Origin of the sequence: Paenibacillus ginsengihumi DSM 21568 (assembly GCF_000380965.1) — a bacterium.
Classification (GTDB): Bacteria; Bacillota; Bacilli; order Paenibacillales; family NBRC-103111; genus Paenibacillus_G; species Paenibacillus_G ginsengihumi.
Map to the genome: position 1 here is coordinate 16,271 of NZ_KB905586.1, position 25,872 is coordinate 42,142.

24 protein-coding genes are annotated in these 25,872 nt (G+C 53.9%); 18 read left to right on the forward strand and 6 right to left on the reverse strand.

The window, feature by feature from the left end; all coding sequences use genetic code 11:
• The first annotated feature begins 14 nt into the window (after positions 1–14).
• The 13 genes from ptsP to F591_RS0117890 all read left to right on the forward strand — a co-directional run bounded on the left by ptsP (position 15) and on the right by F591_RS0117890 (position 16,272).
• Positions 15–1,682, forward strand: coding sequence for a phosphoenolpyruvate--protein phosphotransferase (ptsP, locus tag F591_RS0117830; RefSeq protein ID WP_019535979.1), 1,668 nt, complete (start codon positions 15–17; stop codon positions 1,680–1,682).
• A 24-nt stretch (positions 1,683–1,706) separates the two neighbouring features.
• A complete protein-coding gene (locus F591_RS0117835; RefSeq protein ID WP_019535980.1) occupies positions 1,707–1,973 on the forward strand; it encodes an HPr family phosphocarrier protein in 267 nt (88 codons plus the stop codon).
• A 100-nt stretch (positions 1,974–2,073) separates the two neighbouring features.
• Positions 2,074–2,412: a hypothetical protein gene (locus F591_RS0117840; RefSeq protein ID WP_019535981.1), complete on the forward strand. Its 339-nt coding sequence runs from the start codon at positions 2,074–2,076 to the stop codon at positions 2,410–2,412.
• Positions 2,413–2,575: 163 nt separating this feature from the next.
• Entirely contained in the window at positions 2,576–3,355 is a 780-nt protein-coding gene (locus F591_RS0117845; protein WP_019535982.1) for an ABC transporter ATP-binding protein, read from the forward strand.
• The gene (locus F591_RS0117850; RefSeq protein WP_026326704.1) at positions 3,345–5,513 is read left to right on the forward strand and encodes an FtsX-like permease family protein; all 2,169 of its coding nucleotides are present in this window, start codon (positions 3,345–3,347) and stop codon (positions 5,511–5,513) included. Before F591_RS0117845 ends, F591_RS0117850 begins: the two co-directional genes overlap by 11 nt.
• Before the next feature lie 36 nt (positions 5,514–5,549).
• Positions 5,550–6,215: a response regulator transcription factor gene (locus F591_RS0117855; RefSeq protein ID WP_019535984.1), complete on the forward strand. Its 666-nt coding sequence runs from the start codon at positions 5,550–5,552 to the stop codon at positions 6,213–6,215.
• A gap of 9 nt (positions 6,216–6,224) precedes the next feature.
• Complete coding sequence (locus F591_RS0117860) at positions 6,225–7,274, forward strand: sensor histidine kinase (RefSeq protein ID WP_019535985.1); 1,050 nt, start codon at positions 6,225–6,227, stop codon at positions 7,272–7,274.
• 99 nt (positions 7,275–7,373) lie between these two features.
• The gene (locus tag F591_RS28390; protein WP_019535986.1) at positions 7,374–9,623 is read left to right on the forward strand and encodes a helix-turn-helix domain-containing protein; all 2,250 of its coding nucleotides are present in this window, start codon (positions 7,374–7,376) and stop codon (positions 9,621–9,623) included.
• A gap of 237 nt (positions 9,624–9,860) precedes the next feature.
• The gene (locus F591_RS0117870; RefSeq protein WP_019535987.1) at positions 9,861–11,525 is read left to right on the forward strand and encodes an extracellular solute-binding protein; all 1,665 of its coding nucleotides are present in this window, start codon (positions 9,861–9,863) and stop codon (positions 11,523–11,525) included.
• A gap of 127 nt (positions 11,526–11,652) precedes the next feature.
• Positions 11,653–12,573, forward strand: coding sequence for an ABC transporter permease (locus F591_RS0117875; RefSeq protein WP_026326706.1), 921 nt, complete (start codon positions 11,653–11,655; stop codon positions 12,571–12,573).
• A gap of 25 nt (positions 12,574–12,598) precedes the next feature.
• The gene (locus F591_RS0117880; RefSeq protein WP_019535989.1) at positions 12,599–13,471 is read left to right on the forward strand and encodes a carbohydrate ABC transporter permease; all 873 of its coding nucleotides are present in this window, start codon (positions 12,599–12,601) and stop codon (positions 13,469–13,471) included.
• Positions 13,472–13,538: 67 nt separating this feature from the next.
• The gene (locus F591_RS0117885; protein WP_019535990.1) at positions 13,539–14,528 is read left to right on the forward strand and encodes a sugar phosphate isomerase/epimerase family protein; all 990 of its coding nucleotides are present in this window, start codon (positions 13,539–13,541) and stop codon (positions 14,526–14,528) included.
• Complete coding sequence (locus F591_RS0117890) at positions 14,512–16,272, forward strand: hypothetical protein (RefSeq protein WP_019535991.1); 1,761 nt, start codon at positions 14,512–14,514, stop codon at positions 16,270–16,272. Before F591_RS0117885 ends, F591_RS0117890 begins: the two co-directional genes overlap by 17 nt.
• A gap of 174 nt (positions 16,273–16,446) precedes the next feature.
• On the opposite strand, the gene F591_RS33420 is transcribed toward F591_RS0117890, so the two are convergent.
• Entirely contained in the window at positions 16,447–16,884 is a 438-nt protein-coding gene (locus F591_RS33420; protein ID WP_156829607.1) for a hypothetical protein, read from the reverse strand.
• 240 nt (positions 16,885–17,124) lie between these two features.
• On the opposite strand from F591_RS33420, the gene F591_RS0117895 reads away from it, so the two are divergent.
• The gene (locus F591_RS0117895) at positions 17,125–17,883 is read left to right on the forward strand and encodes a PadR family transcriptional regulator (RefSeq protein ID WP_425414364.1); all 759 of its coding nucleotides are present in this window, start codon (positions 17,125–17,127) and stop codon (positions 17,881–17,883) included.
• 238 nt (positions 17,884–18,121) lie between these two features.
• Here the strand turns inward: F591_RS0117895 and F591_RS0117900 are convergent, their stop codons facing one another.
• Genes F591_RS0117900 through F591_RS0117915 form a run of 4 tightly spaced genes read right to left on the reverse strand, consistent with a single transcriptional unit; the run spans position 18,122 to position 21,044 of the window.
• On the reverse strand, positions 18,122–18,853 hold the full coding sequence (locus tag F591_RS0117900) for an amino acid ABC transporter ATP-binding protein (protein WP_019535993.1): 732 nt from the start codon (positions 18,851–18,853) through the stop codon (positions 18,122–18,124).
• Positions 18,850–19,497: an amino acid ABC transporter permease gene (locus tag F591_RS0117905; protein WP_019535994.1), complete on the reverse strand. Its 648-nt coding sequence runs from the start codon at positions 19,495–19,497 to the stop codon at positions 18,850–18,852. Before F591_RS0117905 ends, F591_RS0117900 begins: the two co-directional genes overlap by 4 nt.
• A gap of 10 nt (positions 19,498–19,507) precedes the next feature.
• The gene (locus F591_RS0117910) at positions 19,508–20,173 is read right to left on the reverse strand and encodes an amino acid ABC transporter permease (protein ID WP_019535995.1); all 666 of its coding nucleotides are present in this window, start codon (positions 20,171–20,173) and stop codon (positions 19,508–19,510) included.
• 58 nt (positions 20,174–20,231) lie between these two features.
• Positions 20,232–21,044 (reverse strand): transporter substrate-binding domain-containing protein, encoded by an 813-nt coding sequence (locus tag F591_RS0117915; protein WP_019535996.1) that lies wholly within the window; start codon positions 21,042–21,044, stop codon positions 20,232–20,234.
• A gap of 282 nt (positions 21,045–21,326) precedes the next feature.
• On the opposite strand from F591_RS0117915, the gene F591_RS0117920 reads away from it, so the two are divergent.
• From F591_RS0117920 to F591_RS0117935, 4 genes are read left to right on the forward strand one after another with little or no spacing between them, the layout of a single operon-like run.
• On the forward strand, positions 21,327–22,640 hold the full coding sequence (locus tag F591_RS0117920) for an ABC transporter substrate-binding protein (protein WP_040741996.1): 1,314 nt from the start codon (positions 21,327–21,329) through the stop codon (positions 22,638–22,640).
• Positions 22,641–22,672: 32 nt separating this feature from the next.
• A complete protein-coding gene (locus F591_RS0117925; RefSeq protein WP_051109218.1) occupies positions 22,673–23,590 on the forward strand; it encodes a carbohydrate ABC transporter permease in 918 nt (305 codons plus the stop codon).
• Positions 23,590–24,417 (forward strand): carbohydrate ABC transporter permease, encoded by an 828-nt coding sequence (locus F591_RS0117930; RefSeq protein ID WP_019535999.1) that lies wholly within the window; start codon positions 23,590–23,592, stop codon positions 24,415–24,417. The genes F591_RS0117925 and F591_RS0117930 overlap by 1 nt, the downstream gene beginning before the upstream one ends.
• Positions 24,418–24,453: 36 nt before the next feature.
• Positions 24,454–25,155, forward strand: coding sequence for a PIG-L deacetylase family protein (locus F591_RS0117935; protein WP_019536000.1), 702 nt, complete (start codon positions 24,454–24,456; stop codon positions 25,153–25,155).
• A gap of 66 nt (positions 25,156–25,221) precedes the next feature.
• On the opposite strand, the gene F591_RS0117940 is transcribed toward F591_RS0117935, so the two are convergent.
• The gene (locus tag F591_RS0117940; RefSeq protein WP_019536001.1) at positions 25,222–25,863 is read right to left on the reverse strand and encodes a GntR family transcriptional regulator; all 642 of its coding nucleotides are present in this window, start codon (positions 25,861–25,863) and stop codon (positions 25,222–25,224) included.
• Between the last annotated feature and the right edge of the window lie 9 nt (positions 25,864–25,872).

Genomic DNA, 25,872 nt, shown 5'->3' on the forward strand with positions numbered 1-25,872 from the left:
GGAGGGAATCACCTATGCTGATGCAAGGAATTGCAGCTTCACCGGGAATTGCGATCGGACGCGCGCTGCTGCTTCCACGAGAGGAGCGGCAGCTGGTCCGGACCCCGATTACGAAAGCGGCAGCTCCCGGAGAAGAGGAACGGTTCGAAACGGCTATCCAGCAGGCGAAATCGCAGCTCAAGGAACTCATGAACCGTCTGGAAGCGGAAGGCAGTCAACAGGAAGCGGGAATTGTGGAGGGCCAATGGTTTTTATTAGATGATCCGCAGCTGAAGATGGATGTCCAAAATAAAATCAACGACGAGCTCGTAGATGCGGTTTGGGCTGTACACGAGGTATTCGGCGATTACGCGAAAGCGCTGGAAGCGATTGAAGACGAATACATTAAAGAACGGCTGGCCGATCTGCGGGACGCCGAAAACCGCTTGCTTAACGTGCTGACGGGGGTTCGGAATATCGACTTGTCTCAGCTGGCCGAGCCGGTCATTATTTTGGCGCATGACTTGACTCCATCCATGACGGCGCAGATGAACCGGAGCATGGTGCTGGGCTTCGCGACCGAGGTAGGAAGCCGAACCAGTCATACCGCGATCATGGCCAGAACATTCGGCATCCCGGCCGTCGTCGGAGTGGAGGAGCTGCTTGCCGGCCACAAGGCCGGCTCGCAGCTGGTGCTGGACGGCGACAGGGGAATCGTGCTTAGTCAGCCGGACGAGCGTCAGCTTCAGGAGTACGAGCAAAAGCGAAAAGAACATGCCGCTTTGGCGGAGCAGCTGAATGCGCTTCGCGAGGTGCGCGCTGTAACGATAGACGGAAAACGTGTGGAGCTTTATGGGAATATTGGAAAACCAGAGGAAGCCCATTTTGTGCTTGAGCAAGGCGGTGAAGGAATCGGTCTGTTCCGCACCGAGTTTTTGTTCATGGATCGCTCGGAAATGCCTTCGGAAGAGGAGCAGTACGAAGCCTACCGTCAGGCGGTTCTAAGCGCGAAAGGAAAGCCGGTCATCATCCGGACGCTCGATATTGGCGGGGACAAGGAGATCCCGTATTTGCCGCTCGAGAAGGAATTCAATCCGTTCCTTGGCTGGCGCGCCATTCGATACTGCCTGGCAGATCCCGCTCTTTTCAAAATCCAGCTGCGCGCGCTGCTTCGGGCAGCGGTGGACGGCGATCTGCGCATCATGTTCCCGATGATTTCGGGCGTTCGCGAAATTGAGCAGGCTAAGGAGCTTCTGGCCGAAGCCGAGCAGGAACTGGAGGCTCAGGGCAGAGCCTATAAGCGCGGCGTCCCTGTCGGGATCATGATCGAAATTCCTGCGGCCGCGCTCATTTCCGACAAACTCGCGCCATTGGTTGATTTTTTCAGCATCGGCACGAATGATTTGATTCAATACACCGTTGCTGCCGACCGGATGAACGAGAAGGTCAGCTACTTGTACGATGCGGAGCATTTGGCTGTGCTGCGATTGATCGACATGGTTTGCCGCAATGCCAAAGCGCATGGAAAGCTCGTAGGGATGTGCGGCGAAATGGCCGGAGACCCGAATATGGCCAAGCTGCTGATCGGGCTGGGGATCGATGAGTGGAGCATGAGCGCATCCCAGATTCCATACGTCAAGCAAGAGATTTTAAAGCTTTCGGAGGCCGAATGCCGCGATTTTGTGAAGCAGTTACTCAGCTAGATTCATGGTAAAGGAGCGGATTCCATGTTAACGAAACAGGTCGTTGTTCTCAACCATACGGGACTTCATACTCGCCCTGCCAAAGAGATCGTGAAGACCGCCGGATCGTTTCAGTCCGATATTTTGCTTCAAAAAGATACGAAAACGGCGAATGCCAAAAGCTTTATCAGCGTGCTTTCGCTGGGGGCGCCGAAAGGCACAGAAATTCTCGTGAGTGCTGCGGGAGAAGATGAAGAACGCGCGCTTCAATCCATTGTCGCATTATTCGAAAACAAGTTTGGAGAAGAGTAAATCCAACCTGAGCGGGGCTAGTTTAAAACCATGTTAATCCTCAGTGGAATCGGTTATAATGGAACTAGCCGGAGTATCTGATCTAAACTGGGGTGATGTGATGAAGGAAACCCAAATTCGCACTTTTTTGACGTGCATCCGCTGCAAGGACGAGACGGAGCATACCATCACCTACCTGAATGAACAAATTTCGCGTGTCTGCTGCAATGCGTGCGGGAAACAGCTCGATTTTAATATCGATATCTCTTACGAAATCTACGATGAGGTGCTGAAGCGAATCCGTACGAAGCCTACACGGATGACCGAGGAGTATCGCAATCATCTAAAGCAATTTTTGCTATCCCTTCCGGCAAGAATATTGAGCAAGCCCTACAGAGTGTATCGCGAATCCAAAGAGATCAAGGGCTATTTCCAAAAGTATAACATCCGAAAAAAATGAGCGGGCTGCTTCGGCAGCCCTTTTTCCATTGCGTGCCCGGCCGCGGTGTTCCTTACGTCATTTGTAAGTATTTTTCGTGTTTTGCGCTGGTTATAATGGGGATAGCTCGCTCGACTGACGATCGTTGGCGGATAGCGGCAGCAGAGAGAGGGGGAGTTATCCTATGATCAGGCAAGGGAAATTGCTAGAGGTGCAAAATGTGCACAAAAGCTACGGGAAGAAAAGCAATCTAACCAAAGCTTTGAACGGAGTCAGTTTTGACATTCTTCCGGGGGAATTTCTGGGAATTATGGGGCCGAGCGGCTCCGGTAAAACGACATTGTTAAACTGCATAGCAACCATCATGAAGCCTACATCCGGACGTGTGCTGCTGAACGGGAAAAACATCAGCGCTTTCGACAGCAAGGATTTGGCGGAATATCGCGGCCGGCGCATCGGCTATTTGTTTCAGGACTTTGAACTGCTGGATAATTTGACGGGCCGGGAAAATATACTGCTGCCGGTATCGATTCACGGGATGGAGCTGGCGAAAGCGCGGGCGAAATTACAGGAGCTGGCCGATTTTTTGGAAATTGCCGATATTCTTGACAAATTTCCGTCCCAGATGTCCGGGGGACAAAAGCAGCGGGTAGCCGCCGCGCGCTGCCTGATTTCCGATCCGGATATCGTTCTTGCCGATGAGCCGACGGGAGCATTGGATACGCGCTCGGCAAGAACGTTGATGAATAAGCTGGACGGGATTAACCGAAGCAGCGGCAGAACGATTTTAATGGTGAGCCACGACCCGAATGCGGCAAGCTTTTGCTCCAGAATTTTGTTTATTCAAGATGGCGTCATCTTTCATGAACTGCGCCGCAGACAAGAGGAGTCCCGCGAGCTATTTTACGATCGAATATTGCAGGTGCTGGCTCAGCTTGGGGGGGGAAGCGCCAATGTTCTCTAGGTTGGTTTTGCGCAATGCGAGGCGCAGCCGTAACGAGAATCTCATCTACTTTGCCACGCTGATCACAGCCGTCGCCTCGTTTTATATCATTCTTTCGCTGGGGAAACAAGATGTTATATTCTTTTTAAGAGAGTTTGAAAGTCATGCAATCGATAATCTCCTGACGGAAATGCGTGTTGTCTATGCTTTCGCGCTATTTTTATTGTTTTTCTTAATTTTATTCGCCAATCGCTACCAATTAAACCGAAGGAGCAAAGAGTTCGGGCTGTATCTCATGCTCGGCATGCGCAAGGAACGCCTCGTTGTGCAACTGTTGGCAGAGGGGCTCGTCACTTCTGTGCTGGCACTCGCCGGCGGCCTGCTCATCGGCGGATTTTTGGCGGAAATCATCAGCCTGGCGGTTTCCAAATGGGTCGGACAAGGCATTATCGGTCATCGGTTCAGCTTGTCGGCCAGCGCGATGTTTTTTACCGTCATCGGGTTTTTGTTCATCCAGTTTTTGGCGCTGGCCATGCTGGGCGGAAAGCTGTTTCAGCAAGAGGTATATCAATTGCTAAATGAGCAAATGGATAAGAAAACCGATGTGGGGCATGTGAAGGGGAATGTGCTCCATATTGCGGCAGGCTGCCTCTTGCTGGGGGGCGCCTATTGGATTGCGCTGCGGCATCTTGCCGATTTTGCCGGGCTGCTTGTGTTTGCGGCAGTGGCGCTGGGAAGCATGGGAACGCTCCTTATGATGAGGGGAGCTGCCAAATTGCTCGGTTTACTGGCTGGCCTCTCGGAGCGGAATGCGACGAAAGGGCTGCGCACGTTCACGTTAAGGCAGTTCCAGGAGAACATAGCGAACCGCTCGGCCTCGGTTGCCGTAACCTCGATTCTCATCGCGCTGTCGATGATGCTCATAGCGAATGGGGCTTCAACGTTATTAAGCGCGGGAAGCCACTTGTATAATCGAGACGCTTCGTTATATGATTTTACAGTTAACGGAGCTCATCCCGAAGCGGAGAAGTTTCTGACATCCGCAGCGATGGCGCCCTATGTGGAGGATTTGAACCTTCTGGAAGTAGGGAGGATGAAAGCCGCGAGCCAGGAAGAGGGCGCGCTGGTGTCATTCGTGGATTGGTCCAAACTGAGAGAGCAGCTAATCATGGCTCTGCCGGACAAGGATCGGGAGCAATGGTTATCCGGGGAAATGCAAGGGTACACGATCAGCCTGGAAAACCCCGAAGCGCTTAATCTGCTGGGCATCCTGGAGCTGGATGCGAGAACGCCTTATTTGATCCCCGAGTCGTCCTATAACGGACTTTTGGAAGCGATCGGACGACCGCCGCTGAGCTTGCATGCGGATGAAATGGCGTTATACTTTAATCCGGATTTTGTGCCTATGGACAATCTGGACCGGATGCCCGTGCTGGATCGTATCCTTGAACAGGCCGCGAATGAGGGGCAGCGTTTGATAAGCATTCATGGTCAGGCCATCGACCTGCGTCCTTCGGTTCCGAGGAGAGGGCTGGTAGCCGACCGTTCGGTAGAAATTTATTCGGCCTTTATCGTCCCGGATTCGATGTTCGAGCAATTCGTCAATAAGGAAACTTACATGTCCTATTGGAATTTCCGCATCCCGCAGAAGCTGCAGGAGCAGCAAGGGTTAATGCAACCGATGATGGAGGCCAGAGACATCCTGCAATCCGCGGGCTTCCGGTTTGAAAGCTATTTGCAAAACTTCGGGCGCAAGCTCTTCTATGTCGTTGCCGGAAGCTATACGGTCTTGTATTTGGGCTTTTTGTTTTTGATAATGGCATGCACCGTGCTGGCTTTGCAATTTTTGACCCAGATGAAGCAGACCAGAAAGCGCTATTTGACGCTCACGATGCTAGGGGCCAAACGCGAGCAAATGAAAAAATCGATGCGCCGGCAAGTATTGTGGACCTTTCTGCTGCCGCTGTCGCTAGCTTGCGTAAGCGGAGCTGTCGGCATCAAGACGATGGCTTCCTATGTGATGAATCACATCGAGAACAAGGCGCTGCTGTATCCGGTTGCTTGCGCCTTTGCCTGCATGGTCGTCGGCATCATGGCCATTTATGGAGCGGCGGTAGCCCGTACGGCAGACTGCGAAATCGAGCAATTGCGCTGGAAGCCCGATCCCGATATAGAGTAAGGGGCCGTTCCATCTCACAGCGAAGGAGGCGTCAAAGTGGCAAGGATTGTCGTCGTTGAAGATGATCCGTGGATGAGAGAAGAGCTGACGGATATACTGCAGAAAGAAGGGTTTGAAGCGGCAGCGATTACGCAGTTTCATGATATCGCTCAGCAAATAGCCGCTTTGGCGCCTGACCTGGTCTTATTGGACATCAACTTGCCGGAACAATCGGGGTTCGACATATGCCGAAGCCTAAAATCCAAAGGGATTGGCCCGATCCTGATTCTGACGTCCAGAGACAAGCTGCAGGACGAACTTCACGGCCTTCATCTGGGAGCGGACGATTATTTGACGAAGCCATGCCATCGAGACCGGTTACTGGCGCGCATGCGGAATCTGCTCAGAAGATTCGAAGCGCAGCCGGGCTTGATCGACGGGGGCAGCTTTTCGCTGGACCCCAATACCTTTACTTTATACAAGGGATCTCAATCGTTATTATTATCGGCTAATGAAGGGAAAATTTTACTCGCCCTACTGCAAAATAGACCGGACGTTGTATCCAAAAAGACTTTGAGCGAGCAATTATGGGGGACCGATCAATTTATCGACGAAAATGCGCTTCAGGTCAATCTCACTCGATTGCGAAAAACATTGCGGCAATTCCAGTTGGACAACCAGATCGAAACCGTAAGGGGTCTGGGTTATCGGCTCAAAGGGTAGGTGGCGCCATTGAAACGGATCCAATCCATCTATGATTGCATTCACGCATATAAGCTATGGCTATTGATTTTAATGGCGACGGATCTCCTGTTTATTTTTTTCGCCTGGCTTGCGTACCCTGACACGTTTAAGGCGCTGGTTGGCCTGATGGTGGCATTTACGCTGGCTGCGATCCCGCTCCCTGTATTCGTCAGCCTGAGAAAGCAAAACATCGTGGCAGCCGCCTTTGAAGCGTTTTTGCTGGAGCCGAATGAGGCGAACGAAGAAGTGCTGTGCCGCGTCTCTCCCAGGACCCACCGGCCGTTAATTCGCAGATTGGGGAGCGTCCTAAGATCCTATCAGACGGAGCTGAACGAGCAGGTGACGGGGCTTGCCGATTATGAAAGCTATATCGAAGGATGGGTTCACGAGATCAAGAAGCCTCTGTCCTTGCTGACGCTGGTATTAGATAACCGCAGCGACGAGATGTCTCCCCTGGTCAGAAAACGGATGCTTCATATTCGCGACCAAATGCTCGGCGACGTAGAGCGAATATTGTATTTTGCCAGGCTGGGGGCTGCTCATAAAGATTATATTTTCGAGCCCATTCCTTTACTGGCCTTTTGCCGGCAAACGGTTGAAGAGCATCAGACGCTGCTGGATGAATCCGGTTTTGAGGTGCAGTTCGCAGGCGGGGAGAGGGAAGTGATTTCCGACCGCAAAGGATTGGCGTTTATACTCGCGCAAATCATCGCCAACAGTACGAAGCACGCTGCACAGCATCGGAGCCGTCCCCTTTTGACCTTTGAGACCGTTTATGATGAAGCGGGGGATCGAACCGTTCTGCATATAAGCGATAACGGTCCTGGCGTATCCCGGGAAGATTTGCCGTTTATTTTCGATAAGGGCTTTACCGGAGGAAGAGGCGCTTATACAAGACAAGCGACAGGTATGGGGCTCTTCCTGGTGAGCAGGATGGCTTCTGATTTGGCCATTGAGCTGGACGCCCGCTCGGAGCTCGGTTCAGGCTTGACGCTATCCTTGCGGTTTCCGAATGTCGCGGCGCACAGGGACGAATGAATGGATTAAAGCACCATATTGACTTCCGGCGGGAAAAGGGATAATTTGAAAACACCGACAAAACAAGCGTTTTCAATATGGTGAAGGAGATCCGTTCAGATGACCAAAAGCTGGTACAATCGACTTCTCCTGTCGTATGTCCCGATCCTGTTTTTTGCCATCAGCATGACTCTCTTTATCGCTATATCCCTGATTACCGAGTATTCCTTCAAAGAGACGGAAAAAGCGAACCAGGTATTTACGAATTACGTCGTTCATTCCATCGAGAATTCGCTGCGGGCTATCGAGCGAGCGGCGCTGGAGCAGATCAGCACGAATGAGATGTTCACCGATTTTTATCAGATGAAGGGATCGGACAATGTGCGAGTGGACTATTACAATCTGTCCAACGAACTGCGGACGTGGGTGGGCGATAATGCGCTGATTCATTCGATTTATTTGTACCGCAAGGAAGACAATCTGATCATCACGCCCAATGTAGCCGAATATTTGGACGAGTTCTCGGATCAGGCGCATATACGCGCCGCGCTGGACAGCCCGCCTGTATCCGGGTGGTCGTCGGTTCGGGAATATACCGACCTTGCTCTGCAGCCGGCGGACAAGGTCATCACGCTAACGAGGCGGGCGCTGCTGCCGTTCGGCGGGCAGGGGCTTATCGTCGTCAACGTCAAACTGGACAGGCTGATGCAGTTTCTGGAAGAAATGATTAACCGGGACATTACGTTCATGCACATCATGTACCGGGGAGATTACGTGTACACATCGCTGAATGCGGACGGCACATGGCCGGTCGATGTCGAAAAATTAGGAAAAGTCGTTACCCGCTATCATTCCGATTATATCGGCTGGGATTTTGTCAGCGGCATACGGCACGGGCAGATGTTCGGCTGGATGTCGGTCATCTCCAACCTGTGGATCGCCATTGCGCTCGGAACTGTGCTCCTCAGCATACTGTACACGATTTACGTCACCCGTCGCAATTACAAGCCGATCGAAGGTATCATGCGGCAAATCGAGGCTTACCAGAACCGGAATTCGCTCAAGAGCAAGGGCGGGGACGAATTCTCGTTTATTCAGAAGGTGCTTGCGTCGTTGATGGATCAAACGGAGAAGTATGAGAAGCAGTACCAGGAGGATTTGATCGTGCGGCGGAAGCAGTTTTTCCTCGGGCTGATCGATGGGGGAAGCGCGGTCGGGCGGGAAGAATGGGAGGACAATGCGAGCCGCTTCCGCATTCAGGCTTCGTTTACCGAACTGGTCCCTTTCGTTATCGAAATCGACAAATACGCCGACTTCCAGCAAAAATACAGTGCCCGCGATCAGAGCCTGCTCAAATTCGCGCTGTCGAATGTCGTCCACGATTTTTTTCAGGGCAGCCATCAATCCGTCTGGGCGGAATGGCTGACTGCGGACCGCTTGGCCTTGCTTGCGATCATCGATCAAGGGGAGCAGACGAAATCCCCGAACGTGGCGGATCTCGTCGACAAGCTGAGAACCTGGGTCGCGGTCAACCTGCATTTTTCCGTCACGGCCGGCATCGGCCGCGCTGTCAGACAGCTTGCCGATCTTCCCGCATCCTTCGATGAAGCGAATTCGGCGCTGCAGTACAAAATGTCACTGGGCTGCAATCAGGTCATCCGGTACGAGGACATTCGCAGCGCTTCCGCCGGCGGCAAGGACATGCACAAATATTACCAGCTGATGGACGGGATGTGCACAGGCTTTCGCTTGGCGGACGACGCCTGGGAGCTTCAGGTGGACCAGCTTGCTCAATATTTGGCGCAGGACCTTCTGACAGGCGAGGAGATGGAGCATCTGCTCCAATATTTGACCGGACTTCTCCAGCGCTCCATGGAAGGGATGCCGGAGGAGATCGCAGAGCTGTGGGAACATACGGCAAAGCCGGCGATCCAGGAGGCTTGCGCGACGGCCGAGACGATGGAGGACATCCTGCTGCCGCTGACCCGGTCGCTCAAGCTGCTGCACGAGCAATATATGACGCTGCGCAAGTCCAAGCATTATCATCGCATCATGAACGAGATCAGAGCGTACATTGAGGAGAATTACGCCAACCCCGATTTGTCGCTCAGCTTCATCAGCGAGCGGTTCGATTTGAACGGCAAATATATGAGCCAGCTGTTCAAGGAAGCCTTCGGCATGAAATTCGTGGACTTCATGGTCAATGTACGAATGGAACGCGCCAAGGAGCTGCTGATTCAGACGGACGATTCCATCCAGGACATCGCCGTCAAAGTAGGCTATACCCATTCGATCTCGTTCGGCCGCACCTTCAAAAAGATCGTCGGCGTCACCCCCGGAGATTACCGGAAAATGATGAACGCCCCGTAAGTAAAACCTGTCTCCCGTGGCTTGGCCACGGGAGTTGTCGTCTGCGGCGGAATTTGATTGGTCCGCTGAAAATGGTTTGTGCCCTAGGTTCGCAGCCGCTTTGACATTCGGTTGGTGCGGCCGAATCATGTTTATTGCCGCGGCAGCCGGTTCTCTAGTATAACGGGAATACGGCCCGGCGCGGTCCAGCGGGAAAGCGCGGTCAAGACCAGCGCAGACGGCGCCGATGCAGTTCAGATGCAGGCCATCATCCAACATTTCAAGAACAAAAAAAGAAGGGACGGGATCCGCTTGCAGAAGCATACGATCAAGAGAGCGGCAGCAGGAGTGATCAGCGTCATGATGACATTCAGCGTGCTTGCCGCGTGTTCGGGCACGCCTCAGGCCGGGCAGACGGGAGCTGATGGAACTTCGACAGGCGAGAAGAAAAGCCCGGTTACGCTCAAGGTCGAGATCTTCGACCGCGGCAGCGCGCCGGCCGGCCAATCGGCCACGAACAATTATTGGACGAAGTGGATGCAGGACAATTTCGGCACGCCGAACAACATTAAGATCGAGTACGTTCCGGTGCCGCGTTCCCAGGAGGTGCAGAAGCTGAACGTGCTGATGGCCAGCGGCGGAGACGCGCCGGACATCGTGTTCACCTACGACAGCAACCTCGTATACAAATATGTGCAGCAGGGAGGACTCGCCGATCTCGGCCCTGTGCTCGATGAGCACGGCCCAAATTTGAAAGCGTTTCTCGGCGAAGAGACGCTCGCATACGGCAAGTTTGACGGAGTGCAGTACGCGATTCCGGCAAGACGCGTATCCTTGGGCAAATATGCGTCCTTCATTCGTCAGGACTGGCTCGACGCGCTGAATTTGCCCGTGCCGCAGACGACCGAGGAAGTGTACAACACTTTGAAAGCGTTTAAAGAGAAAGATCCCGGCAACGTCGGCAAAGATTTGATCCCGCTCGGCTTCGCTCTGGCGCCGGCCTCCTATGAGCCGATCATCTGGCCGTTCATCAAATCCGATTTGAGCGAAGAGGAGACCTACACGCTGCGGATGCAGCTCGGCTCCCGCGATTATCCGATTCTCACGCCGGGGCATAAGGAAGCGATCCAGTTCCTGAACAAGCTGTACAACGAAGGGCTGATAAGCCCGGACTTCGCCCTGGACAAAGACAAGAAGAAGATGAACCAGGATGTCATGAACGGCAAAGTCGGCTTGTTCAGCGAGGATTCGGTCAACCCGCTGCTTTCCAATCCAGGCGTGGCGCGAGTGCTTCAGACGAACGTGCCTGGGGCCAAGCTGAAGCCGGTCGACCCGTTCGCCGGAGCGGACGGCAAGCATTGGAAGCCGCAATATATCCCGGCAGGCATGTACATTATGGTGCCGAAGTCGAGCAAGCGTGTGGTGGAAGCCGTTAAATACCTGGATTTCATGGCCCAAAAGGATAATTACTTCACGATCTTCAACGGCGATGAAGGCAAGAATCACAAGATGGAGAACGGCATCCCGGTGTTGCTCGACAACCAGGAAACGAAGGATAAAATGTTCATCGGCGGCGACTTCATGATCATCAGCAACGGGCAGGACCTCGGAGACGCGCAGAAAAACGACTTGCTGAGCGTTGTGTACCTGGCCCCGGAATTTATAGAAGATGGCAAGCTGGCGCGAAAAATTTCGATGACCGACACGGTTCCGATGGTCCGCTTCCCGAAGCCGATTCAAGCCGAGGTGAAGTACGGCAGCAGCCTGCTGGACAAATATCATGAGCTGCTGGTGAAATCGGTGCTGGCGAAGCCGGAAGATTTCGACAAGACGTACGAGCAAATGCTGAGCGACTTCATGAACAGCGGCGGCAGAGAGATTGCGGAAGAGCGCAAAGCCGCTTACCAGGCGATGAAAAAATAACGGCCGGTCCGTCCGCCGCGCTTCATGCATTAGAGAGCAGTGCGATTCGTGCATGAAGCGCGGCGCGGGGAGGCGTAAGGAGGTCTAGCGATTGAATACAACCGCTGCGACAGACTCGGACCGCCGGATGGAAGCGGCCCGGCACCAACGGGCGATCACCTTCCTGCGGCGGCATTGGCAGCTGTATGTCCTGCTTGTGCTGCCGATCGCGTACTTTCTGGTGTTCAAATACGGACCGATGTACGGCGTGACGATCGCCTTCAAGGATTACAACATGTTCGAAGGCATTAACGCCAGCCCCTGGAGCGGCTTCGATACGTTCAAGGAAATTTTCGGCATGCGGGAGTTCTACGTCGCGTTTCGGAATACCCTCATGCTCAATTTTCTCGATCTCGCCTTTTCGTTTCCGGCGCCGATTATTTTGGCGCTGATGCTGAACGAATTGCGGCACGCCTGGTACAAAAAACTGTCGCAAACGATTCTGTATCTGCCACATTTTATTTCCTGGGTTATCGTCGGGGGCATTGTGTATCAAGTGTTTGCGACGAAAACAGGGATCGTCAATACGGTCTTGATGAACGTCGGCATGGAGCCGATTCCGTGGCTGTCGGACAAGATGTATTGGGTCGTCACCTATATCGCGACAGGAGTATGGCACAGCGCCGGCTGGGGCACGATCATTTACCTTGCCGCCATGACCGGCATCAACAAGGAACTGTACGAGGCGGCGGAGGTGGACGGAGCGGGGCGATGGACCAAAATCCGCTATGTGACGCTTCCCGGCATTCAATCGACGATCGTCGTCCTGCTCATTCTGAAGCTCGGCGAGCTGGTGCAGATCGGCTTCGAGCGGCCCTATGTGCTGGGCAATGTGTCCGTCAGCGAGTTTTCCGAGGTGCTGAGCACCTTCGTATACAAAATGGGCCTGCAATCGGCGCAGTATTCGCTGGCGACCGGGGTCGGGTTCTTCCAGGCTGTCGTCGGGCTTATCTTCATTCTGTCCGCCAATTACATCGCCAAGAAAACGACCGACCAAGGCATCATCTAAATCCGCAGGAAAGGAGCTGACGCGCATGAATGCCAAAGCCGCAAACCGCATCGCCGATGCGATCGTGATCGCGGTCATCTTCATTGCCCTGCTGTTGTGCTTGGCCCCGTTTCTTCATATTTTTTCGATATCGCTGAGCTCGAACCGGGCGATCATGTCGGGCGATGTGACGATTTTTCCGGTTGAAATCAATTTCGAAGCGTATAAAAAGGTGCTGCAGGACATCACCATGCTCAGGTCCATGGGATTTACGGTGCTGCTGACGATAAGCTTTACGCTGATTTGCATGACGATGTCGATCATTGCCGCTTATCCGCTGACGAAGTCTTATTTGTGGGGCAAAAAGTTTTTTATGCTGCTGATCGTCATTACGATGTTTTTCAGCGGCGGCATTATTCCGGAATATATCCTGATCAAAGAGCTGCACTTGATGAATACGATGTGGGCGTTGATCTTGCCGGCGATGATCAGCCCGTTCAACCTGATTATTCTGATCAACTTTTTTCAGTCGATTCCGAGCAGTCTGCACGAATCGGCCGAGATCGACGGAGCGAGCCATTTTCGCGTGCTGTGGCAGATCGTGATCCCGCTCTCGATGCCGGTGATCGCCACGCTGAGCCTGTTTTATGCCGTCAGCCGCTGGAACGGGTTTATGGACACGCTGTTCTATATTACCGATCCGAATCTATATCCGCTCCAGCTCAAGCTGTACCAGCTTGTGATGAACAATATGGTGAATGACCTGATACAGCTGGAAGGGACGCAGCTTGTGCAGTTTTTGCCGGAAAGCCTGAAGGCGGCCAGCGTCATGTTCGCTACGGTGCCGATACTGCTCGTCTATCCGTGGCTGCAGCGGTATTTTGTATCGGGCATTATGCTGGGCGCGGTCAAAGGGTAAGGCGCGACCCTCGAAGGGGGACTTGAGACAGAGAATTCAGAAGGAGGATTCCGAAGGAGGATTTATGATGGGAGCGGATAAGGGGGAGTTTTCTTTCTCCACATGCTGGAACATCAAGCGGCATACGGTCGGCAGCGATATGGTGGAGGAAATCAAGGAATTGGGCTTTCGCTATGTGGAGCTGAATTATAACGTACATGACGGGCTGCTGCAGACGATCGAGCCGATGATAGAGCGCGGCGCGATCGGGATATCGAGCGTGCACAACGTCTTTCCTTATGTGGACGATCCGGATTACGATACGGATTCCGTCATGCTCGGCTTCGACGATGCCGGGAAGCGCAGGCGCGCGGTGGAGCTCCTGATCCGTTCCATGGAATACGCCCATCGCTACGGAGCGCAAGCGGTCGTCGTCCACCCCGGCGAGGTGCCGTTCGAGCGCAATATCGATGCGGAGCTAAAGAAAATCTACCGCGAGCGGGGCAAAGATTCGCCCGAGTACCGCAAGCTGTGGAGCGAGATGCTGGAGCGCCGGGAACGGCTGAGCCCGACCTATGTGCGCCGCATTCGGGAAAGCCTGGAGGAGGCCTGCGACCGGGCCGCCGCCAAGGGCTGGAACGTGCTTGTCGGGATCGAGACGCGATCGCGCTGCTACCAGATTCCGACGTTGTCGGAAGCGAGGGCGATCTGCGACGGCCTGCAGGGAAGTCCGGTCGGCTTATGGTACGACATCGGCCACGCGATGATGATGGAGCGCATGGGGCTGTACGATAACCGGCAGGAGCTGCCGGAGGTACTCCAATATATCGTCGGCGTGCATATTCATGAAACGCTGGAGCTGTCCGACCACTGGTGCCCCTATGTGCACAGCAAGGACATGGAACTGTTCGACCGCTTCCTCGGGGCGATCGAAGCGGCCAAGGTGAAGGTATACGAGCTGAAGGCAGCCTGCGAGCCCCAGGCGATTGAAGAAAGCCATGCGCTGCTTGAGGCCAAGCTGGCGGCGCGGAAGAGGCAGCCCATAGAGAGGAGCGCATCCGATGGACCCGGCATATGAAAGATTGGTTCGGCTCAACGACGAATGGACGAAGGAGGGGCTGGGGCGTCAGCTGAACGACCCTGGCTCCAAGTATGACGGCGGCATCATCGATCCGGCGAGCGGCATCGCCCGGGCGAATCATTTGGGCACGCCCAGCGTTATGGCCGTCTGGGCGTGCGCGCTGCTGCATCCGGCCTCCAGCTTTTACCGGAATGCGCAGCTGCTGCAAGCGCTGGACCGGGCGGCCGATTTCGTCCTGAACCGGCAGCATGCCGACGGCACCGTATCGCTCGGTTCGACGAATTTCAATTCCCCGCCGGATACAGCCTTTGTGGTCGGCGGGCTGGCGCAGGTATATCGGCTGCTCAGGCGCGGTCAGCTGCCGGAATCCGGGCCTGTTGCCGGGAAGCTGCGGCTTTTTTTGCAGCGGACGATTCCCGCTCTCATGACGGGCGGCTGCCATACTCCCAACCATCGCTGGGTGATCACGGCCGCTTTGGCGCTGCTCTACGAACTCTTCGCAGACCCGCAGCTGCTGGAGCGCGCCGAGGAGTGGCTGGCCGAAGGGCTCGATATTACCGCGGACGGAGAGTGGACGGAGCGGAGCAACGGCATCTATAACGCGGTCAGCGATATCTCCTTGTATCATACCGCCAGGGTGCTGGGCAGGCCCGCGCTGCTGGATGCGGTCCGGCGCAATCTGAACATGATGGTTTATTTGGTGCATCCGTCCGGCGAAGTCGTCACCGATTATTCGGGGCGCCAAGATTTCGGGCAGAGGGCCGATTTGTCCGGCTACTTTTTGGCCTATCGGCTGATGGCGGCCATGGACCGCAATCCGCTGTTCGCTGCCATGGCGGACTACTCGGCCCAGTTCATCGCAGAGCCCGGAGGCGTCAACAACAACGCGCTCCTGGGATGCATGACGTTCCCGGAATTGGCCGATCTGAGCGGCCTGGAGCGCGCTCCGCTGCCGGAACGGTACCATGTGACGCTGAACGGGCGGCATCCGGTTCGGGAGCATCTTCATCTCGCCGAGGGCGTCGGGCATCATATGCGGATCGAGCACAGCAGCATGCATCTTGCTTTCGGCGCTCCGGTCGTGCGGATTCGGGAAGGGGAGACGAGCGTAACGATCATGGCCCGGACGCCTTCCTTCTTCTCGCTGCGGCACAAGCAGGCGAGGCTGCTCGGGGTGAAGCTGGCGACGTCGTTCTCGCCAGGAATCGTGCAGTTCGAGGAGCTGTCCGGCGGGCCCGATGCGGGAGCGTATCGGCTCGCCATCCGCCTGGCCAAAGGATATCACGGGCCCATTCCCCGCGAGCGGTTGAGCGAGCTGCCGGAGCTGGCGAATCGGGCTGCGCTCAGCCCGTGGTACTTGCTGCCTCACCAGCATCGCCCGGTCACGCATCTGCAGGAGCAGCGGCTGGAGGCGGAGCTTCGCCGCGAGGAAGGCAGCGCGTGGCGCATCCGCATCCGGTCCGACGAGCGGGAGGATGTATGCGCTCAGCTGACCTTTATTCTCGGCAGCGAAGGGGCGGTGACGGGCGACGATGTAGCGGAGATCGGAGAGGGCAGGCATATGCTCCGCAGCGGCAAAGCGCTGTACACCGCGGGTGATTCGGCGCTGGAAATCGCCGGCGGCGCTTACGAGCATTGGCTGCCCGTCCTGCGGGACGATCAGCACCCCGCCGGCTGCCGATACGTGCACGTCAATCTTGTAACGCCGTTCGATCACGAGTGTACGGTGCGGCTGCTGTAGCGCAGCGGAGCAGCACAGAAGCGGAGCAGCCGGAGGGCGTGATGCGGGGAGAAGCCCGCAAGCGGGGGTGCTCCGCCGGCGGCCCCCCGAGCGCCGCGTTAACGTCCGCGTGCCGCGTAAGCGTTCGAACTCGACGTCAGCGCCTGCGTGTCGCATCAGCGTCCGCGTGCCGCATCAGCGCTCGCCCGCCGCGTAAGCGTTCGAACTCGACGTCAGCGCCTGCGTTTCTGCCCCTCCCCGGGAACACCCCAGGCGCATGAGGCGGCGAATCCTGCAAAAAGTGCAACAATTTCTAGCCTCTTCGCACCAAAGGAAGGGGAATGTTGTATTTCGTGCAACAATTTGGGCGAGATTGGCTTCAAACCCGGGAACATCGCCCGAAATGTTGTATTTTTTACAACATTGAGCCGCAAATGCGGAGTATCCCCCCGTTTTTGTTGTACAAAATACAACATTTGCTGACTCTCCCCGAAAATTGCCCAGGGTGCGCTGCCCATTTTCATCTTCTGATGGGGCCGCGCAATCCTCGTGGGCGTCTCTCTTGATAATTCGCCGGAGGGCTCCGTCCAATTTTTCAAGATAGACGCCTATGACGATGAATTCCTTCGTCATCGGTCGTTGCCTGCGGGTATTGAGAATTCAGTGTAAGAATGCCGCAGCTCTCTATAAATTGATTGTATTATTGTATGGGTATTCTATATGAATAGAACACTATATATCTTCGTATACCGCCTGAATTCTCCTTGTTACTAATCCTTTCCCATCCGAAACATCTTTACCTGCAGCTCAGCAGAAAATATATTGACTCAATACGATATATCGCAATAAAATAACGATATATCGTATTGAGGAGTGATCACATTGAGTAAACTTCACAATCACCGTGCCTGGCGGGGAAATCATCCGGAGCGAAAATGGTTCGACAAAGAAGATATGGACAGAGAGGATATGCACCGCGAACTGCTGCGCAGATACCGGCATGGCTGGCCGCGCGGCGGCGGTTTTGGCGGACGGGGCGAAGGCAGGCGCTTCTTCGAACGCGGCCGGTTCAAGTTCGCGCTGCTTGAGCTGTTGGCGGCAGAGCCGATGCACGGCTATCAGTTGATCAAGGCGATGGAGGAGAAGACGGGCGGTCTGTATTCGCCAAGCCCTGGCTCCGTGTACCCTAATCTGCAGCTGCTTGAAGATCTGCAGCTGATTGGCTCCAGCGAAGCGGACGGGAAGAAGCTGTACCATATCACAGAAGCGGGGCGGGCCTATCTTCGCGAACAGGGAAGGTCGGACATGGAGCGGCCGGAGCGCCGCTGGGCATACGATGGACGACAACGTCCGCGCGGCGGCGAGTATAGCAAGCGGCATTTGCGCGGATTGATGAAGGAATGGTCTGAAGTCATCTACATGATGGCGGCAGCGGCCGAGGCGGCCAAGGCCGATCCGTCCTCCAGGCAAGCGCGGCAGTTTCAAGAGCTTATGGACCATCTGCAGGATCGATTGAAAGAACTGCTTCCTTCGGCGCCCGATTTCGGCCAGGTCGGCAGCGCAAAGCCCGCGTCTGAAGGCGATTCGTCTGAAGACGATTCGCTTCTCGACGGCAAGCGGGGCGGCGAATAAGATGCTGCGTGTCAAACCGGGCATATCGACAAGATGCCGCGTGTCAAGCAGGCATATCGACAAGATGCTGCGTGTCAAGCAGGCATATCGACAAGATGCTGCGTGTCAAACCGGGCATATCGACAAGATGCTGCGTGTCGAGCCAAGCTTATAGACAAGATGCCGCACCGGGCAACAGGATAGCGCCGCAGCTTAGGGGCTGCAACTGCGGCGCTGCCATCAGCGAACACCGGACGTCTTATTCCTGAATAACGGCTTTGAGAAATTCCCGGGTTCGCGGGTTTTGCGGGGCGGTAAAAATATCGTTCGGCTGGCCCTCTTCAATGATGCGGCCATCCGCCATCACCACAATGCGATCAGCCACCTCGCGGGCGAAATTCATCTCATGCGTGACGACGATCATCGTCATCCCTTCTTTGGCCAAATCCTTCATCACAGCTAACACTTCTCCGACAAGCTCGGGATCAAGGGCGGATGTCGGCTCATCGAACAGCATGATTTTCGGCTGCATCGCCAAAGCGCGGGCAATCGCGATCCGCTGCTGCTGGCCACCTGACAGCTGCTCCGGGTAGCGGTCCTTCTTGTCAAGCAGCCCTACCTTCGCCAGCAGCGTCTCCACGATGTCTTTGACCTGCTGTTGATTCAGCTTGCGCACATGCCGGGGACCGAGGGCAATATTTTGAAAAACGGTCAAATGGGGAAACAAGTTGAACGATTGAAACACCATGCCGATTTCGGTTCCGATCTTGCGCGCGGCATTTTTGTGAGCGGCGGCAAGGGGCTGGCCGTCCAGGTAGATTTCGCCGGAATCCATCGTTTCCAACTGGTTGATGCAGCGGAGCATCGTGCTCTTGCCCGAGCCGCTTGGGCCGATGACGACCACGACCTCCCCTTTGCCGACATGAAGCGACACATCATGAAGAATTTGCAGCGAACCGAAAGATTTGTTCAGATGCCGAAGCGAAATCATCGGATATAGATTCTCCTTTCCATCCAGGCTACAAACATGGAAAGCGGGTAACAAATGACAAAATAAATGAGCGAGATGAAAAGCAGCACTTCAAAAGGCTTGCCGGACATATTCATGATCGTTTTGCCTTGATGCAATAACTCGGCATAGCCGACGACCGAGGCGATAGAGCTATCTTTGATCAGCGTAAGGTTGAAGCCGATCAGCGGCGGCAAGGAAACCTTCAAGGTTTGCGGCAACACGATTCTGAACATCAGCAGAACATAAGAGAAGCCAAGCGCTTTGGCCGCTTCGAATTGCCCCTTGGGGATCGATTCAATGCCCGCCCTGATGATTTCGGAGATGTAGGCGCCGGCATATAAGGTAAACACCAGCGCTGTTGCCTTGAAAATGTCGATATTGACCCCGATGTACGACAAGCCAAAATAAAACATAAACAATTGGATGAGCAGGGGCGACCCGCGAAACAGTTGCACATACGCCGTAAGCGGTATCTTCAGCCACGCGATCCGGCTCGTTCTCGCCATGCTGACCGCAATTCCCGCGAGCGTTCCCAAGAGGATCGCTGTAATCGAGAGCTTGCATGTCACAATGAATCCATTCCACAACAAGTATCGGTATTCGTAGATTACACTCCAGTCCATGGCTGTCACCTTACTTCGCGTGTGATGTAAACAATCGGCGATTTACCCAGTGGGAAAACGTGGAAACTACAAAATAAATCGCGTAATAAAGTCCTGTGACGAACACGAATATTTCCAAGGTTCGGAAAGTTTGTCCGTTTAAGATCAAAGCGCGGTCGGTTAATTCTTTGACGTCGAGAATTGCCAGCAGACTGGTATTGAAGATCACCATAATGAATTGATTCGCAGATACCGGGAAAATATGCTTGAACGCTTGCGGAAAAATAATATGCCTGAACATTTGGGCATAAGTCAGGCCGAGCGCCTTGCCTGCATCCCACTGTCCTCTGGGGATCGACGCAATGCCCGCCCTGATAATTTCTGACATATAGGCCGAGTTGTTTATGGTCAGGGCAATAATCCCGGCTTGAAGCGGCGTAAAGCTGATGCCGAATTGAGGAAGGCCGAAATAGATCAGGAACACCTGGACCAGAGCAGGCGTATTTCGGATCAGCTCCACATACACGGTCGAGATCGCATAGAGAGGGTAGATGCGCTTGTTATAGCGCAGCACCGCCAGCAGCACGCCGATGATCGATGACAGAAGAAAAATAACGACGGTCAGCCATAAAGTCATGATAGCACCGCCAGCGAAGTAGTCCCAATGCCGGAGTGGAGTCGACCAGTCTATAATCATCCGTATACCTCCTTGCCATGAAGCAAGCCTTGTTGACGGCAGATCCCGCCTCGATCGTTTAATACTGAGGATTCAACTTGTAAGGAGGGTCAATGCCGAACCACTTCGTGTACAGGCTCTTGTTCGTTCCTTGAGTATTCATCTGAAAAACAAAAAAGTTCAAGTAATTTAACCATTCCTGGTCTCCTTTGCGCACGGCTATCCCTTGATAGAGCGGGGCAATGAGCGGGTCGCCGGCGACTTTGAGCTCGGGATGCAGCTTGGCCTGGTAAGCGAGGAAGCTTTCATCCTCGACGAACGCATCCGCTTGGCCGTTCTTGACGGCCAGCACGCATTCCGCTGAATTGGAAAAATAGGCAAGCTGAGCCTGCGGCGCCAGCTCGGTCACTGCCTGATTGGTCGATCCCTTGACGACAGCGACCTTCCTGTTGTTAAGATCCTGCACTTGTTCAATGCCGCTGTCCTTCTTGACCAGCATTTTCTCGCTGGCAGCGGAGTAAGGATCGGAAACATTGACCTTCTGCAAGCGTTCGTAGGTGCGCGAAAAGCTGCCTATCACTGCATCGACCTTCCCTGTTTCTATCGCCGGGATGCGCGAGGAAGAGTCCAGATCGATGATCTCCAGCTCCGCATTTAGCGATTTCGCCAATTCTTTGGCAATGTCCACATCGTAGCCCTGCGGATTATTTTGCTCGTCTTTGAATCCGAATGGCGGGTAGGAGAGGATCACTCCCACCTTCAGTTTTTTGGATTGAACCACTTTCGTCAAAATGGAGCTCTCCACTTCGCCGGAGCTTCCTGTCCCGGTGCATCCCGTGATCGCAAGCACCAGTGCCAGGCCTAACAGCCCGTAAATGCTTCTTTTCTTCATACCCCAACCTCCTGAGTAAAATTGGTTTTGCATGGTTGCATTCGGCGCTATATTGACTCTGTCAGCGCTATGTCATAAATAGTATCACCTCGTCTTTTTAATTGTCAACAATAACATTGACAATTTGAGTAGTGACAAATTATACTATGTTCAAAGCGGATGAAAGCGCAGCCAATTCAGGGGGGATATGGCCCATGTAATAATCGGTTCCGAAGGGATGACAAAGGTTGGATTGGTAAGCGTATGATCCGGTATTCCAATTATTACGGGGAGGTAGGCAAGATGAAAGTCGGTACCAACAAGCTGCTTGTGCTTTCCGGCCTGGTTGCGACATCGCTTCTGACCGCTTGTACCGGCGGCGGGAATTCGGAGCGCAGCGAAAGCGGGGGAGCATCGAAGACGTTGAAATTTATGATTACTTCGGAAAATTACAGCAATAGGCTCAAGGATTTCATCGCGCAGTACGAATTCAGCAGCGGCAACCAGGTCGATGTCCAGCTCTTCCCTGCGACCGAGTACGAAAATATTTTAAAGATCAAGATGCTTTCCGATGAAGGGCCCGATTTGTTCGTAACCGACGATATCGCCATGTCCCAATTCAACGTTCCCCAGGAATGGTTCGAGGATCTCACCGGAGAGCCTTGGGCAAGTCGGCTGTCGGAAAGCGGAAGAACGATGATTCAGTGGAATGATGGCCGAATAACCGGACTGCCCGTTACGAATCCGGGTGGTATGGGGATGTTGTACAACAAGGCGATATTTGCCAAGCTCGGGCTCGAGGTGCCGAAGACGTGGGACGATTTTTTGGCAGTCTGCGGGAAGCTCAGGCAGGCGGGGATCATTCCGGTCAATATTCAGCTGGCTAACGGAAGCGAATTCGGCACGACGCATATGATGCACCAGCTGTTCGCGAATGCCGAGCTGAATCGAAGCAAGGAAGCCGATCGATTCTGGCACGACCTGAATACACACAGATTGAAAATAACGGAGGTCAAGGAATACGAGCAGGCGCTGGAGCAAATGGTGGAATTGAAGGAGCAAGGGTATATCAACGAGGATTTCATTTCTACGACATTTGAGATGTCTCAGGAAAATCTGGGCACCGGGCGAGTCGCGATGCATCCGGCCGGCGATTTTATCCTCGAGCCGCTGCTTGCGAAATATCCGGAGCTGGAGCTGGGATTCTTCTCCTTGCCTTTCGGCGATACGCCCGGCGCCATTTCGCTCTACGCAGGGGTAGGCGTCTCGGTCAACTCGAAAGCGGCGCACAAGGAAGAGGCGCTGAATTTTATCCGCTTCTTCGCTGCAAAGGAGCAGCAGGAGATCTACCTGCAGAAGTCTCCGGGTATCTCGGTCTTCGCCGATGTGGATGCCAAGCCGAATATGCTCAGCGGAGATTTGCAGCGTTACATCGATGAAGGAAAAGCCTTTATGGGGATGTTCGGAAGATACGCCGCCTGGAACGATATGGACGCCAGGAAAATGATGCAGGAAATGATGCTGGGCAGAAAAACTCCGTCCCAGGTGCTCACGGAGCTCAATGCCAAAATGGAAATTGTGGCCAAAGGGAAAAATCTTCCCGGATGGAACCCGTGAAATCCGGATGGCCGAGATCGGAGGGAGGCTGCATGTCAAGCGTTGCTGAAGTAAAGACAGGGCGCGCGCTGCGTAGGCGAAAACTTCCATTATATTATCCCGTCATGTTCGTCGTTCCCGCATTCGTTATTTATGCCGTGTTTTTCATTTATCCGACGGTGCTGGGATTCTATTATTCGTTCACCGACTGGAACGCGACGGAGACAACGATACGGTTTGTCGGGCTCGCCCAGTTCACTGAGGTTATGCGCAATCCCGATTTTGTCATCGCACTGAAAAATACGTTTCTGTATGCAGCGATCACTACTATCGGAAAAAATGTCATACCGCTCCTATTGGCCGTGCTCCTGACGATGGGAATGCGGTCGCGCAATGCGCTGCGCGCGGTTTATTTTTCGCCGGCCATTCTTAATATTGTGGCGGTAGGACTAATTTTTCAAGGGCTGCTGAATCCGCATACCGGCTTTGTCAACAACCTGCTGCGCTCGATGAAGCTTGATTTTTTGGCGCTCGGCTGGATTGGAGATCCCTCCCTTTCCATATACGCTGCCTGCCTTATGGAGATTTGGCGCGCATCCGGAATTACGATGGCGATCTACATTGCCGGCATTCAAAATATTTCTGCCGATTATTATGAAGCTGCAGAGATCGACGGAGCGACCGCTTGGGCGAAATTCGTGCATGTAACGCTTCCTCTGTTGATGCCTGCCATTACGATTAATGTTCTGCTGTCTGTGATTTACGGCGCCCGCATGTTCGAAGGCGTATATTTCCTGACGCAGGGCGGGCCGGGCAATTCATCCGAAGTGTTAATGACGCTGGTCTACAAATATATGGGCCAGGGACTTTACGGTTATAGCACGGCTTTGAACCTGATTCTCGTGCTGCTCATTATTCTCATATCGATGCCGCTGCTCTCTTATTTGACCAAAAAGGAGGTGGGCGGGTAATGGAACGCCGGCGAAGACGATGGGGCGTTATCGCGGAAGTGTGCTTGTGGGCGATGAGCGTCACGATTCTCGTTCCCTATTTCATGGTGCTGCTGACATCGGTCAAAAGCAGTAAGGAAGCAGGTTTATTTCGCCTTACGCTTCCTTCGGAGCTGCACCTGCTGGACAATTACCGCGTCGTCTTTGAGCGGGGATTGGTTGTTCCAGGCTTCGTCAACAGCATCATTGTGACAGCCGGTTCGGTCTTGATTGTGCTGATTTGTTCTGCGCTTCTCAGCTTCTATATCGCCCGGACGCGCGGATGGATATCGTCAGCGCTGTATCGCTTCTTCCTGCTGGGCATGGTTGCGCCGATCAGCCTGGTCACTACGTTTAATGTTCTCAAAGCGCTCAGCCTTCTGAATACGCGAACCGGGATTATGATGATCTTTGCCGGTATTTTGATTCCGTTCGCCATGTTTATTTATGTCGGATTTATCAGAACCATTCCGAGAGAAATGGACGAAGCGGCAACGATCGACGGATGCGGGCCATACCGGATGTTCGCCGTGATCATTTTTCCACTGATGAAACCGATCACGTTTACGGCTGCCATCTTAGTGTTCATGAATGTCTGGAACGATTCGCAAATCCCCCTGTTTTTCTTGAACGATAACCGATATTGGACGATGCCTCTGAATATTTACCGGTTTTATGGCTATTTCAGCACGGATTGGAACTATATCTTCGGCAATATTTTTTTAACGGCATTGCCGGTGCTTGTAATCTATTTGTTCGGTCAACGGTTTATGATCGAAGGAATGACGAGCGGATCGGTCAAAGGATAAAGGATAAAGGATAAAGCAGAAGCAGGAGGAGATAGGATGCGTGTGCTTGCGATTGGAGCTCATCCTGACGATGTGGAGATTTTGTGCGGAGGAACGCTGGCCAAATATGCGGCGCGGGGTGACCAGGTAACCATCATGATTGCCACGAACGGCAATGTCGGCTCTCCCGTCTTGTCGCAGGAGGAGATCGCTGCAGTTCGCCGGAATGAGGCCGAAGCGTCGGCGGCTTGCATTGGCGCGGACTTGATCTGGCTGGGGTATGACGACGAGTTTCTGTTCCATACCAGGGAGACGAGACTGGTCTTTATCAATGCGATTCGCAAGGCGGCCCCCGACGTGATGTTCGTGCACGGGAATAACGATTATCATCCCGACCACCGCATATGCGGCGAGATTGCCGTGGACTGCAGAATCCCGGTGACGGTCCCGCTGATCGAGACGGAATATCCGCCCATGGCCCGGATTCCTCATGTGTTTGTGATGGACAATTTGGGCGGCATTGGCTTTGAGCCTGAATTTTATGTGGATATATCGGACGTCTATGAACGGAAAAACAGCATGATTCGCGCCCATGCGAGCCAGGATCAATGGCTTCAGTACCAATATGGCATGGATTACATCGAATTCGTCTCCAAGACGAGCGCGATGAGGGGCATGGCAATAGGGGTCCAGCATGCGGAAGCATTCCGCAGCCTTCCCATGTATCCGGTAATGGGGGGAGCGTCCTTGCTGCCTTAACCTAGGAGCGCTCCCGGCAATGCCAAAACAAAGCGCCCGCCCGATGAAATTCGGGGGCGCTTTCGTTTAGTAGATATGCCGCCTCAAGACCGGTTCAATGATCGCCCAGTCCTTGGTCTTAATGGCATCCAGCAGTTCGCGATGCTCATCAATCAGCTGCGAGAAGTCATTCTGCTGGTGAACATGCGAATTGTTGATGAAATGAAACACGATTCGGGAAGAGACGCCGGACCAGAGGGAGATGAGGTAAGGCTCCTCCGTCAAAGCGACCAGGTATTCGTGAATTTGCAAATCTTTCTTCACGATGGCGCTCAAGTCCGAATTTTTGCATGCTTCGATCAGCTCGTTCAAGATGTTGTCCAAATCGCTGAAATGAGCTTCATTGAGACGGGGGAGAATCGTCTGAATGCAGTAAGATTCCAGCAAGACGCGGAGCGGGTTGAGCAATTGGTCGACCTCGACCTTCTCCACATGGGCTACCGTCGTTTCGCGGTGCGTCTGGGTGACGAGCAGTCCTTCGCGTTCAAGCAGCAAAATCGCTTCGCGAATAGGGCCGCGGCTGACGCCCATATCTCTGGATAAGTCCTGTTCGCGCAGCCGCTGGCCGGGCTTCAGCTTGCCGCTGATAACGGCGTCTTTAATATCCTGATAGATTTGATTGCGCAAGGTATCTGTCTTTTTTATCGAAAACCGAAATTCGGAGCTCATCGCGATCCT

Bases quoted from the DNA above. Each gene is read 5' to 3' on its own strand.
- ptsP (WP_019535979.1), top strand. From the start codon at position 15: ATGCTGATGCAAGGAATTGCAGCTTCACCGGGAATTGCGATCGGACGC.
- F591_RS0117835 (WP_019535980.1), top strand. From the start codon at position 1,707: ATGTTAACGAAACAGGTCGTTGTTCTCAACCATACGGGACTTCATACT.
- F591_RS0117840 (WP_019535981.1), top strand. From the start codon at position 2,074: ATGAAGGAAACCCAAATTCGCACTTTTTTGACGTGCATCCGCTGCAAG.
- F591_RS0117845 (WP_019535982.1), top strand. From the start codon at position 2,576: ATGATCAGGCAAGGGAAATTGCTAGAGGTGCAAAATGTGCACAAAAGC.
- F591_RS0117850 (WP_026326704.1), top strand. From the start codon at position 3,345: ATGTTCTCTAGGTTGGTTTTGCGCAATGCGAGGCGCAGCCGTAACGAG.
- F591_RS28390 (WP_019535986.1), top strand. From the start codon at position 7,374: ATGACCAAAAGCTGGTACAATCGACTTCTCCTGTCGTATGTCCCGATC.
- F591_RS0117870 (WP_019535987.1), top strand. From the start codon at position 9,861: ATGCAGGCCATCATCCAACATTTCAAGAACAAAAAAAGAAGGGACGGG.
- F591_RS0117875 (WP_026326706.1), top strand. From the start codon at position 11,653: ATGGAAGCGGCCCGGCACCAACGGGCGATCACCTTCCTGCGGCGGCAT.
- F591_RS0117880 (WP_019535989.1), top strand. From the start codon at position 12,599: ATGAATGCCAAAGCCGCAAACCGCATCGCCGATGCGATCGTGATCGCG.
- F591_RS0117885 (WP_019535990.1), top strand. From the start codon at position 13,539: ATGGGAGCGGATAAGGGGGAGTTTTCTTTCTCCACATGCTGGAACATC.
- F591_RS0117890 (WP_019535991.1), top strand. From the start codon at position 14,512: ATGGACCCGGCATATGAAAGATTGGTTCGGCTCAACGACGAATGGACG.
- F591_RS33420 (WP_156829607.1), bottom strand. From the start codon at position 16,884: ATGACGAAGGAATTCATCGTCATAGGCGTCTATCTTGAAAAATTGGAC.
- F591_RS0117900 (WP_019535993.1), bottom strand. From the start codon at position 18,853: ATGATTTCGCTTCGGCATCTGAACAAATCTTTCGGTTCGCTGCAAATT.
- F591_RS0117905 (WP_019535994.1), bottom strand. From the start codon at position 19,497: ATGGACTGGAGTGTAATCTACGAATACCGATACTTGTTGTGGAATGGA.
- F591_RS0117910 (WP_019535995.1), bottom strand. From the start codon at position 20,173: ATGATTATAGACTGGTCGACTCCACTCCGGCATTGGGACTACTTCGCT.
- F591_RS0117915 (WP_019535996.1), bottom strand. From the start codon at position 21,044: ATGAAGAAAAGAAGCATTTACGGGCTGTTAGGCCTGGCACTGGTGCTT.
- F591_RS0117920 (WP_040741996.1), top strand. From the start codon at position 21,327: ATGAAAGTCGGTACCAACAAGCTGCTTGTGCTTTCCGGCCTGGTTGCG.
- F591_RS0117925 (WP_051109218.1), top strand. From the start codon at position 22,673: ATGTCAAGCGTTGCTGAAGTAAAGACAGGGCGCGCGCTGCGTAGGCGA.
- F591_RS0117930 (WP_019535999.1), top strand. From the start codon at position 23,590: ATGGAACGCCGGCGAAGACGATGGGGCGTTATCGCGGAAGTGTGCTTG.
- F591_RS0117935 (WP_019536000.1), top strand. From the start codon at position 24,454: ATGCGTGTGCTTGCGATTGGAGCTCATCCTGACGATGTGGAGATTTTG.
- F591_RS0117940 (WP_019536001.1), bottom strand. From the start codon at position 25,863: ATGAGCTCCGAATTTCGGTTTTCGATAAAAAAGACAGATACCTTGCGC.